This is a genomic window from Marinibacterium profundimaris (genome assembly GCF_002210095.1).
Classification (GTDB): domain Bacteria; phylum Pseudomonadota; class Alphaproteobacteria; order Rhodobacterales; family Rhodobacteraceae; genus Marinibacterium; species Marinibacterium profundimaris.
Genome location: NZ_AQQR01000001.1, coordinates 743,343 through 757,766, shown reverse-complemented (window position 1 = coordinate 757,766; position 14,424 = coordinate 743,343). Strand labels below are relative to the sequence as shown.

Sequence of the window (14,424 nt, the reverse complement as noted above, 5' to 3'; positions counted from 1 at the left end):
GCATAGTACCGGCCTGCGGGTGCCGTGCCCGCATCCAATTTGCGGGAAGGATCGGACGATGCAACCGGACGAGGCCCAGACGGAGGGCAACGGGGACGACACGCCGGACACCGGCGAGGGCGGCACGGCCACCGACCGCAACTTCGTCTCGTCCATTGCGCGCGGCTTCGACGTGCTGCGATGCTTCCGCCCCGACGAACGCCGCCTGACCAACCAGCAGATCGCCTCGCGCACCGGGCTGCCGAAACCCACCGTCAGCCGCCTGACCTATACCCTGCGCAAGCTGGGCTACCTGGTCCAGTCGGACACCGACGGCAGCTACCGGCTGGGCGCCGGGGTCCTGTCGCTGGGCTATTCCGTGCTGGCGCAGATGGAAATCGCCGACCGCGCCAAGGAGGAGATGGCCCGCCTTTGCGAGGGCCCCAACCCCTATGTCACCGCCGCGCTGGGCGAACGGCACCGGCTGCAGGTCGTCTATCTCGCCGTGCGCCAGACCAACCAGGCGGTGTCGCTGACCATGGAGGTGGGCGCGCGCCTGCCGCTGTTCCAGTCCGCCATCGGCCGCGCCATCCTCGTCGGCATGTCCGAGGAGGAACGCACGCATCTGCTGCACATGGCGATCGAGGACCGCCCCGAAAGCGAACAGCAGCTGCGCAAGAGCGTGAGCGACGCGCTGGACAGCTTTGCCGAACATGGCGTGGTCACGTCCTTCGGGGACTGGCGCAAGGAGGTCAACGGCATCGCCGTGCCCGTCCGCGCCCCGGCCGGAGACCGGCTTTACGCGCTGAACGTGGGCGGGCCGTCGTTCCTGGTGACGGGCGAGGAGCTGCTGGAGGCCTACGGCGAACGGCTGGCGGCCTCGGGCCAGATGCTGTCGACCGTGGGGTAGCGCCGCCGGTTTCGCGGCCTATGTGCGGCCCGTGCGTGGCGTAAGCGCGGCGCCTTTCACCGGCGATCCGCGCCACGCACCAAGAGGCCGTCGCCGCAGCCCGGCCGTGCCTCAGGCCGCGCGCACGCCCGGCCGGATCACAGCCGGCTCACCTGATAGCGCGACTTCGCCAGCCACTCGGGGCTCACCTCCAACCCCCAGCCGGGCGCGTCGGTGACCGTGGCCTTGCCGTCGGTGATCCTGTAGGGATCGGAGGTAAAGAGCCCCTCCTGCCAGGGGTAGTAATCCTCGCCCTCGATCGAGAATTCCAGGTACTTGCCCGCGTTCGGGATCGCCCGCAGCAGGTGCATGGTAAAAAGCGTCACCATCGACAGGTTCGCCGCATGAGGCGTCACCGGCAGGCCCGCCGCCTCGGCCATCTTCGCCACCCGCAGGCTGCGCGCGATCCCGCCCAGATAGCAGACATCGGGCTGCAGCACGTCGACGATGCGGCCGTCGATCATGCCTTTCCAGTTGGCCATCATGCAATCCTGCTCGCCGCCGGTAATGTCGATCTCAAGCGCGTCGGTGACCGCCTTGGTCTGCTCGAACTCCCAGTATGGGCAGGGCTCTTCGTAATGCGACACGCCGTTGTCGATCAGCATCCGGCCGACCTCGATCGCCCTGGCGGGCGAATAGCAGGAATTGGCATCGACCAGCAGCGCGGCGTCGTATCCCAGAGCCTTGCGGATCGTCGGCACGATCTCTTCCGTGCGGCCGGGCCATTCGTCCCGGTCATGGCCAACCTCGGCGCCGATGCGGAACTTGAAGGCGTCGAACCCATGCGCGTCGCGCTGGCGCAGAAAACGCTCGGCCTCGTCCTTGGGCGTGATGTCGCGCTTCATCGACGAGGCATAGGCCCGCACCTCTCCGGGCGTGCCGCCGATCAGCTCGCAGACCGGCTTGCCTTCGCGCTTGCCGCGCCAGTCCCAGATCGCGGTGTCAAGCCCGCCCATCGCCCGGCGCAGGTAGGCGCCGGGGAACTTGTGCTCGCGGTCTCGCACCAGGTCGAGCATCGCGTCGAGCGCGGCCATGTCGTCGCCCCCGTCGCCAACCCCGTCACCACCCCCGTCACCACCCATGTCGCCGCCCAGCACATGCGGCGCCACCTGACGGTGCAGAACCCGGGCCGTGATATCGGCATTATAGGGCGCGACCTGGCCTGTCCCTTTTGTACCATCCTCCGCCGTGACCTGTACAAAACAGACAAATTCGTCCGCAAAGGTTTCGATAGAGTTAAGTTTCATGGGGCCCGTCCAAAGCGCGAATTGAAAAGTCTCGCGGCACGCTCTACAGAAAATGGACTGATGAACATATCCATTTCGCGAATGCTTCTGGTCCAATCCGGCCCCGTCACAGGCCCGGACCGGGGCGCAAGGGCAGGATCGGGGACCAGATGAAGCAGACCGCCGGTGCATTGCTGTCGTCGATCCGGCTGGATCGCAGCTCGCGCCGCAGCATCAGCGTCCAGCTGTACCAGGGCCTGCGCGACGTGATCCTGTCGGGCGGCCTGCGCGCGGGCGAACGGCTGCCCGCCACGCGCACCCTTGCGAAAGAAACGGGCGTGTCGCGCACCACCGTGATCGACGCCATCGACCGGCTGGTGGCCGAGGGCATGCTGGTCTCGCGCGTGGGGGCGGGCACCTTCGTCAGCGACACGCTCGACCGTGAACGCCCGCCGCCCGTCGGCGATGCCGCGCGCCCCTCGGGCGGCAAACAGCCGCGACTGTCCTACGCGATCGGCCATGCCGGTGCCGATTTCGCGCGGCGCTCCTGGCTGCCGCACCGGGGCGGGGCCTTTGTCACCGCGCTGCCCGCGCTCGAGGCCTTTCCGATGGCGCATTGGTCGCGCATTTCGGCCCGGCTGATGCGGGCCGAGAGGGGCGTGATGATGGGTTATGGCGAGCCCAAGGGCTATGCGCCGCTGCGCCGCGCGATTGCCATGCATCTCAATGTCCTGAAGGGGATGAACTGCGATCCGGGGCAGATCTTTGTCACCTCCGGCGCGCAGCAGGCGTTTTCGCTGATCGGGCAGCTTCTGCTGAACCCCGGCGACCGGGTCTGGATGGAGAACCCCGGCGCCTCGGGCGCGCGCAACGCCTTTCTGGCCGAGGGCGCGGACCTGGTGCCGGTGCGCGTGGATGACGAAGGACTTGTCGTCAGCGACGGGCTGCAGAAGGCGCCGCATTTCCGGCTGGCCTTCGTCACGCCCTCGCATCAGCAGCCGCTGGGCCACGTGATGTCGCTTAGCCGCCGGTTCGAGCTGTTGAAGGCGGCCGAGGATGCGCAGGCGCTTGTGGTCGAGGACGATTACGACAGCGAGTTCCACTTCGGCAGCGCCCCGCAGCCGGCGCTGTCGAGCATCGACGCGAATGAGCGTGTGATCTACGTGGGCACCTTCTCAAAGTCGCTGTTCCCGGCGCTGCGGCTCGGTTTCATCGTGGTGCCGCCGCGCATGGTCGAGGCCTTCGACCGGCTGTTCATGGACTGGGCGAGCGGGCCGCCAACGATGACCCAGGCGATCACCGCCGATTTCATGGACGAGGGCCATTTCGCCACCCACATCCGCCTGATGCGCCGGCTTTACAAGGCGCGCTACGAGGCGCTGATGGAGGCCTCGGCGCAGCTGCGCGGGGCCGTCGAGGTGCAGCAGACCTCGGGCGGATTTCACACGCCCGCGCGCCTGGCGCCGGGTATCGACGAGGCCCGCGTCGTGGCCCAGGCCGCCCAGAAAGGCGTCACGCTCGTGCCGCTCGCACGATATTGCCTCGCCCCGCTGGACAAGGCCGGTCTCGTGCTTGGCTTCGGCTGCGCCACGCCCGAAGATATCTCTCACGGGATCTCTGTGCTGCGCGGGCTGCCGGAGATCGCGGCGCAACTGGACCAATGAGAATTGGACTGATCGTTTTGTCACATTGGATATCATCCTGCGACCAATCCTGCCCTAGCGTTCCGCATCGGCGCCCCCTTCGCGCCCAGCGTGCCGGAGCGGGGCCGCGGGGGATCCGCACTGCAGTGAAAGGTCCCTGATGGGTCAGGCTTTGACGAAAGAGATGCGCCACCGCTCCTGGTGGCTGGAAGACCTGGGCGCGGCGCCGCAGACCGGCGGGCCGCTGCCCACGACGGTGGACGTGCTGGTGATCGGCTCGGGCTATACCGGGCTGAACGCGGCGCAGGTGACGGCCGCGGGCGGGCGCGACACGCTGGTGGTGGATGCCGGCGATCCCGGCTTTGGCTGCTCCACCCGCAATGGCGGGCAGGTGAGCACCAGCGTGAAACCCTCGCTGGCCGCGCTGACCGCGCGGTTCGGCGAGGACAAGGCGCGCGCGATCCGGCAGACCGGCGCGGATGCGCTGGAGTGGCTGGGCGACCTGATCGAGGGCGAGGGGCTGGACGCCGATTTCCGCCGCTGCGGCCGCTTTCATGCCGCCCATACGCCGCAGCATTACGAAACCCTGACCCGCGAGGCGGAGCAGATGAAGCGCGCGGAGGGGATCGAGAGCTTTGCCGTCCCCCGCGCCGAACAGCGCAGCGAGCTGGGGACGGATACCTATTTCGGCGGCGTCGTTTACCCCAGGCATTGCTCGGTTCATCCGGCAAAGCTGCACCGGGCGCTGCTGCGGCGCGCGATGGCGGCCGGCGCGAAAGTGGTGGGCCAGTGCAAGGTCACGGGCATCGAGAAAACGGGGCAGGGCTTCACCGTGGCCACCGGGAAGGGCCGCGTGCAGGCGCGTGACGTGATCGTGGCGACCAACGGCTATACCGGGGGCATCACGCCCTGGATGCAGCGCCGGGTGATCCCGATCGGCAGCTATATCATCGTGACGGAGGAGCTGCCGCAGGAGGTGGTGGACCGGCTGTTCCCGACCGACCGCATGGCCAGCGACACCTGCAAGGTGGTCTATTACTACCGCGCCACGCCGGACCGGAAGCGGATCCTGTTCGGCGGGCGCGTGACCACCGGAGAGACCGACACCGCCGACAGCGCCGAGCGGCTGCGCCAGTCCATGTGCCGCATCTTCCCCGATCTCGACGGCGCCGGCATCAGCCACAGCTGGAACGGCACCGTGGCCTATACTTTCGATGAACTCGCCCATACCGGCGTCCATGACGGGATCCACTATGCCATGGGCTATTGCGGCTCGGGCGTGTCGATGGCCGGCTACCTCGGGATGAGGACAGGGCAGAAGGTGCTGGGCCTGGACGAGGGCAAGACCGCCTTCGACGATCTGCCGAAACCGACACGTCCGTTTTACACGGGCAGACCATGGTTCCTGCCAGCGGCGGTCGGGTATTACCGCTGGGTCGATGCAAGGCAATGCCGGGCCGCCGCCGCCGCGAGTTCCTGACGTGATGCTTCGCGGTGCAAGGCCGAGCGCCAGCGAAGTTCAACCATATCGGCCGATCCGCGCCATCCGCGGAACCCAACAGGAGTATCGAAGATGAAACGGACAGCGACACTGACATTGACGGCCGCGCTGCTGGCCAGCACGGCCATGGCCGAGGGCGAGGTGACCATCGCCTCCTGGGGCGGGTCCTACCAGGACGCCCAGAGCAAGGCGCTTTTCGAACCGGCGGCCGAGGCCACCGGCATCGAGGTCAAGCAGGAAACCTATGGCGGCATGTCCGACGTGCGGCTTCAGGTCTCGACGGGGCAGGTGACGCTGGACATCGTGGCCTCGGGCTCCGGCTCGGCCGCACGGGCCGGCGCCGAAGGGCTGCTGGAAGAGCTGGATTACGACGTCATCGACGTCTCGAACTTCTACCCGACGCTGAAATCCACCTATTGCGTGGGCGGCGACGTGTTTTCGACCGTCTATGCCTGGAACACCGATACCTACGGCGAGGATGGCCCGCAAAGCTGGGCGGATTTCTGGGACGTGGAGAATTTCCCCGGCAGCCGTGCCTATCGCGGTTCGGTCGCGGGCGCGCTGGAACCGGCGCTGATGGCCGATGGCGTGCCGATGGAAGAGGTCTATGAGGTGCTTTCCTCGGAGGAAGGGATCGAGCGCGCGATCGACAAGATCCGCGAGCTGAAGCCCAACATCGAAGTCTTCTGGTCCTCGGGCGCCCAGCACGCGCAGCTGATGAAGGACGGCGAGGTCGACATGACCACCGGCTGGAACGGCCGCTTCGACAATGCGGCGAAGGACGGGGCCAAGGTGGCCTATTCCTTCAACCAGGCGCTGCTGGATTACGATTGCTTCGCGATCCCCAAGGGCGCGCCGAACAAGGGCACCGCGATGGCCTTCCTGGCCGAGATCTCGAAGCCCGAGTATCAGGACGACCTGCCGAAATACATCACCTACGGGCCGACCAACAAGGCGGCCTACGAGACCGGCGAGATCTCGGCCGAGACCGCGGCGACGCTGCCGTCCTCGCCCGAGAACGCGGCGCTGCAACTGCCGATCTCTCTGGACTGGTATGCCGAATGGGAAACCGTGGCGGCCGAGATGTACCAGGAAATGCTGACCGAGTGATCGGCTCCTGACATGCAAGTGACAGGGGCCTCCTGACAGGGAACTGACAGTATTTTCGGCGGGCCCCCGTGGCCCGCCGGACGGAACGACCAGGAGCTTCCATTGACCGAGCCGACCAAGGACGCGCTGCCGATTACGGTGCGCAACGTGACCAAGACCTACGGGCCCGTTCATGCGCTGGACGATGTCTCGATCGACGTCAGGAGCGGGGAGTTCCTGACATTGCTGGGCCCCTCCGGTTCGGGCAAGACGACGCTTCTGATGGTGCTGGCGGGGTTCACCCGGCCCGATTGCGGCAGCCTGCGCTTCGGCGACGACGAGGTGATCCGCACGCCCCCGCATCTGCGCGATCTGGGCATGACCTTTCAAAGCTATGCCCTGTTCCCGCACATGACCGTGGCGGGCAATGTCGGCTATCCGCTGAAGCTGCGCAAACGCCCGAAGGCCGAGATCGCCGAGCGGGTGGCGAAGGCGCTGGATACCGTGCAGCTGGGTGGTTTTGGCGAGCGGCGGATCGACCAGCTGTCGGGCGGGCAGCGCCAGCGCGTGGCCGTGGCCCGCGCCATCGTGTTCGAGCCGCGCATCCTGCTGATGGACGAACCGCTCTCGGCGCTGGACAAGAAGCTGCGCGACCAGATGCAGATCGAACTGCGCCACCTGCACGAGCAGCTGAACATGACCACGGTCTACGTGACCCATGACCAGCGCGAGGCGCTGACCATGTCGGACCGGATCGCCGTGGTGAATCATGGCCGCATCATGCAGCTGGCCACGCCGCGCGATCTTTATGAACGCCCCGCGAACCGGTTCGTGGCGGATTTCATCGGAGAGAGCACCTTTCTGGATGTCACGCGCGGCGACGGCGGGGTGGCGTGGAACGGCATGGCTCTGAAAACCGCCCATGCGGTGCCCGAGGCGGCCGAGCTGCAGCTGATGATCCGCCCCGAGCGGATCGTGCTGCGCGACGGGCCTGTCGGGGGGATGAACACCTTCGAGGCCACGGCGACCGATGTCGTCTATCAGGGCGACAGCTATCTTCTGCATGCGCGGCTGGCCGACGGCACCCGGATCGCCCTGCGCGGGCCGATGCGCGGAACGGCGGCTCTGCCCGAGGAAGGGCAGGCGGTCACGCTGGGCCTGGCGCCCGAGGACACGGTGGTGATCGATGCAAGCGAACAGTGACACCGCGCCGCCGGGCACCGCCGCGCCGGAGCGGCTGAACGAGGCGGGGCTGCGCCGCGACGGACGGCTGGAACGGCTGGCGCTCTTCGGGCTGGCCTCTCCGGCGATGCTGCTGATCCTGGTGATCCTCGTGATCCCGGTGGGCTGGCTGTTCTACGTGTCCTTCCTGGGCGCGGACGGAAGTTTCTCGCTGGAGAATTACGAACGCATGATCTCGCGCAAATCCTATGCGCGGATCTTCGTGACGACCTTTCAGGTCAGCCTGCTGACAACCGGTATCTGCATCCTGATCGGCTATCCGCTGGCCTATTTCATGTCGCAGCTGCCCGACCGGCTGGCCAATATCGCGCTGATCACCGTTCTGCTGCCGTTCTGGACCTCGCTTCTGGTGCGCACCTACGCCTGGCTGGTGCTGTTGCAGCGGCAGGGACTGGTCAACGACTGGGGCATATCCCTGGGCCTGTGGGAGGAGCCGCTGAAGCTGGTGCACAACATGACCGGCACGCTGATCGGCATGGTGCATATCATGCTGCCGTTCCTGATCCTGCCGGTCTACGGGTCGATGAAGGCGATCAACCGCGACCTGATGAAGGCGGCCTCCAACTTGGGCGCCCATCCGCGCCGCGCCTTCTGGGACGTGTTCTTTCCGCTGACCATGCCCGGGCTGAGCGCCGGTGCACTGATGGTCTTCATCCTGTGCCTCGGCTTCTTCGTGACGCCCGCCGTGCTGGGCGGGGGCAAGGTGATCATGGTGTCGATGCAGATCGTGCGCAACATCGAGCTCTTCGTGAACTGGGGCGCGGCGAGCGCGCTTGGCGTGGTGCTGCTGGTGCTGACCATGGCGATCCTCTGGATCGCCTCGCGCTTCCTGAAGCTGGAGAACCTTGCCGGGGGAGGCCACGGATGAGCTGGCTGAACAAACCCGCGACCGAGACGCAGATCACCCATGGCCAGCGGCTGTGGCTCTATATCCTCGCCGTGATCATCATGATCCTGCTGGTGACGCCGACGCTGATCGTGATCCCGATGTCCTTCTCGGACAGCCAGTACCTGGAATTCCCGCCCGAGACCTGGTCGACCCGCTGGTACAACAGCTATTTCGGCTCGCCCGAATGGATGCGGGCGACGGCGACCTCGCTGAAGGTTGCGGTGCTGACCATGCTGGTGGCGACGCCGGTCGGCGTGCTGGCGGCCTACGGGCTGCATGCGTCCAACGTGGCCTTCGTGCGCGCGGCCTTCGTGCTGATGCTGACGCCGATGATGGTGCCGCTGGTGCTGATCGCGATCGGGGCCTTCTATGCCTATGTCCAGCTGAAGATCCTCTACACCGTGACCGGCCTGGTGCTGGCGCATACGGTGCTGGCGCTGCCGCTGGTGGTGATCGTTACGGGCTCGGCGCTGAAGAGCTACGACATGGCGCAGGAGAATGCCGCGCGGTCGCTGGGCGCGCCCCGGTGGAAGGCGTTCATGACCGTGACGCTGCCGCAGATCAAGTTCGGGGTGATCACCGCGGCGCTGCTGTCCTTCCTGACATCGTTCGACGAGGTCGTGGTGGCGATGTTCATCTCGGGCGGGGACAATCCGACCTTGACGCGGAACATGTTCAATGCGCTCAGGGATCAGATCGACCCGACGATCGCGTCGATCTCCACCATCATGATCCTGGTGACCACCTGCATGATGGTGCTGGCCCAGACCCTTGGCCGCGACCGTAGACCAAAGTGATCCTGTCCCACCGCCGCAAGAAAGACCGAAGATGATCGACCTGAAGACATTCGCCGACCTGGCAAAGACCCCGCTGGGGGCTTTCGCGCCCAAGCCGACCTCGCTGACCGACGGGCAGGAGGAGGCCTCTGCCGTGCTCTGGCAATCGCCCGACGGGCACCTGACGATCGGGGTCTGGGAATGCACGCCGGGCCATTTCACCGCCGACCGGACGGCGGCGGGCGAATATTGCCACATCCTGTCGGGCCGCGCGTCGGTCACCAATGCCGATGGCACGGGCACGAAAGAGATCGGGCCGGGCGACCTGCTGGTTCTGCCGCAGGGCTGGACGGGCGAATGGGTGATCCACGAACATGTCCGGAAGCTCTTCGTGATCGACGCCGCGCCGCAGGCGTAGCCTAGCGCCCCGCGAAGCGGTCGGGACGGTAGGGGGCGAGGTCGATGTTCGGCACACGGCCCCCGGCGAGATCCGCGATCAGCCGCCCGATCTTGGGCCCGATGGTCAGCCCCACGTGCTGGCCGCCATAGCCATGCAGGATATTGGGCGCGCCCGGGGCCTCGCCGATGGCCGGCAGGCTGTCGGGCGTGGTGGGGCGGCGGCCCATCCAGGTGGTCGAGGTCTCGAACTCCAGCCCCGGGTAGACCTGTTTGATGGCCTTCGCGATGAACTTCGGCGGCTCCGGGTTTTCCGGCCCGTCGATCCCCGCGAATTCCACCACCCCCGCCGCGCGCAGGGCGCCGTCCATCGGCGTCAGCACGAATTTCGCATCCGCCACCATGTAGGGATGCGGCGCGGTGAAGGACGGGCCCGCCATGCTGACGTGATAGCCCCGTTCGGCCTCCAGCCGCATTGTCATCCCCAGCGCCTCGGCAAAGCGCCGCGACCAGGCCCCGGCGGTCAGCACGACCTTGGCGGCGCGCAGGATCTCGCCGCTCTCCAGCGTGACCTGGGGGTGTTCGCCGGGGCGGATGTCGACCACCTTCGCCTGCCGGAACGCGCCGCCCTCGCGCCGGTAATGGTCGAACAGTGCGGCGACATAGCCCCCGGGCGCGCCCAGCCAGGCGAAATCGCGATAGAGCGTTCCGAAGGTATAGGCAGGACCCAGGTTCGGGTCGCGCTCCTGCAGCTGGTCGCGGCTGAGTTGCTCGGGCTCCAGGCCGAAGCGCTTGCGGATATCGGCGCCGAAGGCGTCCCCCTCGAACTCCGCGCGGTTGCGGAACAGCCAGACATACTCGCCATGGCGGATGAAGGCCTCGGCCCCGGTGCCGGCGGCCAGCGACATGTGCTGGTCGTTGGTGTCATGGGTCATCTCGGACAGCGGTCCGGCGAGCTCGCGCATGCGGTCGGGCGTGGCGTTGCGCAGGAAGGGCAAAAGCCATGGCATCAGGCGGGGCAGGTAGCTCCAGCGCAGGTAAAGCGGCGAGCCGGGGTCGAGCACCATCTTCGGCGCCTTGCGCACGAGCGCGGGCGTGGCCACCGGCACGACCGAGGTGCGCGCCAGCAGGCCGGCATTGCCATAGCTCGTCTGGCCCCGAGCGCCCGGCGCGATGGGATCGACCAGGACAGGCGCCCAGCCGTCGCGCCGCAGCCATTCGGCGGCCGCCACCCCGGTGATGCCCGCGCCCACGATGACGATGGTCCTGTCCTGCATGTCCTGACGCCCCGTTACCCTGTCGCCGGAAGGATAGCTTTGTTTTCAAACCGGTGTCAGGTCTATTCGGCGGGTCTGGCTTGTCCGACCGGTCCGGTCGGCCTCGCGGCCCATGGCCCGGGCAACGCAGGAGCGGATGCTGCTCCGACCGGGTGAATTGGTGTGGAGACGAATTGGAAATGGATCTCCCCGCCAGACCAATCGGCGCCTAGGCTCGCCCGATGCCTGCTGCACGGTGAGCGGGGTGTGACCCCGTGGTCCAGCGCCCGGGGCAGGGAAAGAACGGATGAAAGGCCGGAATGTCGGAATTTGACTATATCGTCGTCGGCGCAGGCTCGGCGGGCTGCGTTCTGGCCAACCGGCTGAGCGCCTGCGGACGCCATTCCGTGCTGCTGCTGGAGGCCGGGGGCAGCGATCTGAGCTTCTGGATCTGGATGCCGATCGGCTACGGCAAGACCTTCTACCGCCGCTCCGTCAACTGGATGTACCAGACCGAGCCGGTGGTGTCGCTGGACGGTCGGACGTCCTACTGGCCGCGCGGCAAGGTGCTGGGCGGGTCCAGCTCTATCAACGCGATGGTCTATATCCGCGGCCAGCCGGAGGATTTCGAGGACTGGAAGGCGATGGGCAATCCCGGCTGGGGCTGGGACGACGTGCTGCCCTATTTCAAACGCTCCGAGACCAACGACCGCGGCAGGGATGACTGGCGCGGGGACGCGGGGCCGGTGCACGTGGCCTCGATGGACCGCGACCTGCATCCGCTCTGCCAGGAGTTCCTGGCCGCGGGGGATGCGCTGCAATATCCGCGCAACCCCGATTTCAACGGGGCCACGCAGGAGGGGCTGGGGTTCTACCAGAACACCGCGAAGGGGGGCATGAGGATGTCCACGGCGCGGGCCTACCTGCGCCCGGCACGGGGCCGCGCGAGCCTGTCGGTCGAAACGCGCGCCCATGCCACGCGGCTTCTGTTCGAGGGCACCCGCGCCACCGGGATCGAGTACCGCCAGAACGGCCGCCTGCAAACCGCGCGCGCCCGGCGCGAGGTCATCGTCTCGGCCGGGGCGATCAACTCTCCGCAGCTGCTGCAGCTGTCGGGCATCGGTCCCGGGGCGCTGCTGCGCGACAGGGGGGTGGAGGTGCGCCACGACCTGCCCGGCGTGGGCCGGAACCTGCAGGACCACCTGGCGATCGACTTCCTCTACCGCTCGAAGGTGCCGACGCTGAACGATCAGCTCTACCCGTGGTACGGCAAGCTCTGGCAGGGGCTGCGCTATGTGCTGACCCGGCGCGGGCCGCTGTCTCTGGGCGTGAACCAGGCCGGCGGCTTCCTGAAGTCGCGGCCCGAGCTGGCGCGGCCCAACATGCAGGTCTTCTTCTCGCCCGTCAGCTATACCAAGGCGCCGCCGGGCAAGCGGCCGCTGATGAACCCCGATCCGTTCCCGGGCTTCCTGATGGGCACCCAGCCCACGCGCCCGACCAGCCGCGGCCATCTGGAGATCCGCTCGTCCGATCCGCTGGAGCCGGTGGCGATCCACCCCAACTACCTTGATACCGATCACGACCTGCAGGAGATGCTGGAGGCCGCGCGACTGACCCGCCGGATCGCCGCCGCGCCGGCGCTTGCGAAGCTGATCGAGACCGAGATCCTGCCGGGCAGACAGGTCCAGTCGGACGAGGAGATGATCGCCGACATCCGCGCTCGCGCCGGGACCGTGTTCCACCCGGTGGCGACTTGCCGCATGGGGCCGAACCCGGCCTGCGACGTGGTCGACGCGCGGCTGAAGGTCCATGGGCTGCAGGGGCTGCGCGTGGCCGATGCCTCGATCTTTCCCACCGTGACCTCGGGCAATACCAACGCGCCGGCGATCATGGTCGGCGAAAAGGCCGCAGACATGGTTCTGGCGGATGCGTCCTAGGCGCTCCACCGGTTGGGGCGGCTCTGGATGGCCGGTGTCGGATTGAGGTATTTGGGCCAAGAAGAAGCAGGGGGCTGCGACATGTCCCACGCGTGGGACAGGATGCCAGTCTTTTGAAATCAAGAGGTTGCAAGCGCGGATTAACGATCCGTTCATGATCCGGCGTGCCACGCCCCTGTCTTCACCTTGGTAAAAATACTCCATCCCACGGCCCCGGCCGGGCGCTGTCCCGGATCCCCGGAGTGCGCCGGTCAGAGAATGCCGGTTTCCGCCGCAGCGCTGCCGTGACGTCAAACTTGCCCGGCCCGGCTTCATACTGCCGCTTGATCCTGCCCAAAAAACGGGCGATGAGGACCGGGTCGCCCTGTCAGCGGGGCGTGGGCTGTGGGCCGGGGGTTGTTCCGGCATCAGGTTCGGAAAAGTACTGGCGCAGTATTCGCCCATTCAGAAAACGTGTCGGGGACCCACTCATGAAAACGTCACTGCAGATCTCGATGATCGCCCTTCTCGCCTCGGCCGCCGCCGCGCAGGCCGAGACGCTCACCATCTCCTGGTGGGGCTACAACGGCGACAAGCTCAACGCCAACATCATCGAACCCTTCAAGGAGCAATGCGGCTGCGACGTGGTGTTCGAGACCGGCAACAACGCCGACCGCCTGGGCAAGCTGACCGCGCGCGGCGGCAAGGGCGTCGATGTCATCTACCTCACCGACAGCTACAGCCAGCTGGGCATCGAAAGCGGGATCTTCCAGGAGATCGACCGGTCGCGCATCCCCAATGTCGAAAAGCTCTACGAGATCGCGCAGGCGCCGCAGGGTCCCTATGGCCCGGCCTATACCGTGGGCCGCGCCGGCATCGTCTATGACAGCGAAGCGGTTGAGCCGATCACCTCCTGGGGCGACCTGTGGCGCGAGGACCTGGAAAGCAGCGTAAGCCTGCCCGGGATCACCACAACCGCCGGCCCGATGGTCGTGGTGATGGCCGGCAAGCATGCCGGCGTGGACGCCTACGACGACCCCGACGCGGCCTTCGAGGCGGTGGCTGAGCTGGAGCCCAACACGGTCAAGAATTACAACACCGGGTCCGAGATGGTGAACCTGATCTCGACCGGCGAAGCCTCGGTCGCCATCGCGCAGGATTTCACGCTGTCCTCGCTGAAGGCCGCCGTGCCCACGATGACCTGGGCCGAGCTGGAGGATGGCGACATCGCCACGCTCAACACGATCAACATCCCCGTTGGCGCCGAGAACGTGGACCTGGCCTATGAGTTCATCAACTTCGTCCTGTCGACCGAAGTGCAGCAGATCAACGGCGAGCAGGGCGTCGATGCCCCGGTCAACACCGAGGTCGAACTGACGCCCGAGCAGGCATCGGTCTGGACCTATGGGCCCGAGGCCATTGCCGCGCTGAACCGCATGGATTACGAGAAGATGAACGCGGCGAAGACCGACTGGATCGATCGCTGGAACGAAATCTTCGGCATGTAAGGCTGACCCGCCATTGACCTGCGGACGGGCGGCCTTTGTGACCGCCCGTTTCGT

12 protein-coding genes are annotated in these 14,424 nt (G+C 66.9%); 10 read left to right on the top strand and 2 right to left on the bottom strand.

What is annotated here, in order from left to right; translation table 11 throughout:
• Nucleotides 1-58: 58 nt before the first annotated feature.
• A complete protein-coding gene (locus ATO3_RS03605; RefSeq protein ID WP_088648410.1) occupies nucleotides 59-889 on the top strand; it encodes an IclR family transcriptional regulator in 831 nt (276 codons plus the stop codon).
• Nucleotides 890-1,026: 137 nt separating this feature from the next.
• Here the strand turns inward: ATO3_RS03605 and ATO3_RS03600 are convergent, their stop codons facing one another.
• Complete coding sequence (locus tag ATO3_RS03600) at nucleotides 1,027-2,175, bottom strand: mandelate racemase/muconate lactonizing enzyme family protein (RefSeq protein ID WP_088648409.1); 1,149 nt, start codon at nucleotides 2,173-2,175, stop codon at nucleotides 1,027-1,029.
• Between the two features lie 149 nt (nucleotides 2,176-2,324).
• Between ATO3_RS03600 and pdxR the strand changes: the two genes are divergently transcribed.
• The 7 genes from pdxR to ATO3_RS03565 all read left to right on the top strand — a co-directional run bounded on the left by pdxR (nucleotide 2,325) and on the right by ATO3_RS03565 (nucleotide 9,712).
• On the top strand, nucleotides 2,325-3,818 hold the full coding sequence (gene pdxR, locus ATO3_RS03595; protein ID WP_088648408.1) for a MocR-like pyridoxine biosynthesis transcription factor PdxR: 1,494 nt from the start codon (nucleotides 2,325-2,327) through the stop codon (nucleotides 3,816-3,818).
• A gap of 139 nt (nucleotides 3,819-3,957) precedes the next feature.
• Nucleotides 3,958-5,277, top strand: a complete 1,320-nt coding sequence (locus ATO3_RS03590) for an NAD(P)/FAD-dependent oxidoreductase (RefSeq protein WP_088648407.1) — start codon at nucleotides 3,958-3,960, stop codon at nucleotides 5,275-5,277.
• Between the two features lie 93 nt (nucleotides 5,278-5,370).
• Nucleotides 5,371-6,408 carry an ABC transporter substrate-binding protein gene (locus ATO3_RS03585; RefSeq protein WP_088648406.1) on the top strand — a complete coding sequence of 346 codons (1,038 nt, stop codon included), beginning with the start codon at nucleotides 5,371-5,373 and terminating at the stop codon, nucleotides 6,406-6,408.
• Nucleotides 6,409-6,510: 102 nt separating this feature from the next.
• Nucleotides 6,511-7,590, top strand: a complete 1,080-nt coding sequence (locus ATO3_RS03580) for an ABC transporter ATP-binding protein (protein WP_088648405.1) — start codon at nucleotides 6,511-6,513, stop codon at nucleotides 7,588-7,590.
• Nucleotides 7,574-8,497: an ABC transporter permease gene (locus ATO3_RS03575; protein ID WP_088648404.1), complete on the top strand. Its 924-nt coding sequence runs from the start codon at nucleotides 7,574-7,576 to the stop codon at nucleotides 8,495-8,497. The genes ATO3_RS03580 and ATO3_RS03575 overlap by 17 nt, the downstream gene beginning before the upstream one ends.
• Nucleotides 8,494-9,315 (top strand): ABC transporter permease, encoded by an 822-nt coding sequence (locus tag ATO3_RS03570; RefSeq protein WP_088648403.1) that lies wholly within the window; start codon nucleotides 8,494-8,496, stop codon nucleotides 9,313-9,315. Before ATO3_RS03575 ends, ATO3_RS03570 begins: the two co-directional genes overlap by 4 nt.
• A gap of 31 nt (nucleotides 9,316-9,346) precedes the next feature.
• Nucleotides 9,347-9,712: a cupin domain-containing protein gene (locus tag ATO3_RS03565; protein ID WP_088648402.1), complete on the top strand. Its 366-nt coding sequence runs from the start codon at nucleotides 9,347-9,349 to the stop codon at nucleotides 9,710-9,712.
• Between the two features lies 1 nt (nucleotide 9,713).
• Here the strand turns inward: ATO3_RS03565 and ATO3_RS03560 are convergent, their stop codons facing one another.
• Complete coding sequence (locus ATO3_RS03560; RefSeq protein WP_088648401.1) at nucleotides 9,714-10,967, bottom strand: NAD(P)/FAD-dependent oxidoreductase; 1,254 nt, start codon at nucleotides 10,965-10,967, stop codon at nucleotides 9,714-9,716.
• 299 nt (nucleotides 10,968-11,266) lie between these two features.
• Here ATO3_RS03560 and ATO3_RS03555 point away from each other — a divergent pair, with 299 nt between their 5' ends.
• Entirely contained in the window at nucleotides 11,267-12,883 is a 1,617-nt protein-coding gene (locus ATO3_RS03555; protein ID WP_088648400.1) for a GMC family oxidoreductase, read from the top strand.
• A gap of 470 nt (nucleotides 12,884-13,353) precedes the next feature.
• Nucleotides 13,354-14,370: an ABC transporter substrate-binding protein gene (locus ATO3_RS03550; protein WP_088648399.1), complete on the top strand. Its 1,017-nt coding sequence runs from the start codon at nucleotides 13,354-13,356 to the stop codon at nucleotides 14,368-14,370.
• The last annotated feature ends 54 nt before the right edge of the window (nucleotides 14,371-14,424 follow it).

Coding starts and splice junctions, on each gene's coding strand:
- ATO3_RS03575 (WP_088648404.1), top strand. CDS start 7,574: ATGCAAGCGAACAGTGACACCGCGCCGCCGGGCACCGCCGCGCCGGAG.
- ATO3_RS03560 (WP_088648401.1), bottom strand. CDS start 10,967: ATGCAGGACAGGACCATCGTCATCGTGGGCGCGGGCATCACCGGGGTG.
- ATO3_RS03590 (WP_088648407.1), top strand. CDS start 3,958: ATGGGTCAGGCTTTGACGAAAGAGATGCGCCACCGCTCCTGGTGGCTG.
- ATO3_RS03605 (WP_088648410.1), top strand. CDS start 59: ATGCAACCGGACGAGGCCCAGACGGAGGGCAACGGGGACGACACGCCG.
- ATO3_RS03555 (WP_088648400.1), top strand. CDS start 11,267: ATGTCGGAATTTGACTATATCGTCGTCGGCGCAGGCTCGGCGGGCTGC.
- ATO3_RS03565 (WP_088648402.1), top strand. CDS start 9,347: ATGATCGACCTGAAGACATTCGCCGACCTGGCAAAGACCCCGCTGGGG.
- ATO3_RS03550 (WP_088648399.1), top strand. CDS start 13,354: ATGAAAACGTCACTGCAGATCTCGATGATCGCCCTTCTCGCCTCGGCC.
- ATO3_RS03585 (WP_088648406.1), top strand. CDS start 5,371: ATGAAACGGACAGCGACACTGACATTGACGGCCGCGCTGCTGGCCAGC.
- ATO3_RS03570 (WP_088648403.1), top strand. CDS start 8,494: ATGAGCTGGCTGAACAAACCCGCGACCGAGACGCAGATCACCCATGGC.
- ATO3_RS03600 (WP_088648409.1), bottom strand. CDS start 2,175: ATGAAACTTAACTCTATCGAAACCTTTGCGGACGAATTTGTCTGTTTT.
- pdxR (WP_088648408.1), top strand. CDS start 2,325: ATGAAGCAGACCGCCGGTGCATTGCTGTCGTCGATCCGGCTGGATCGC.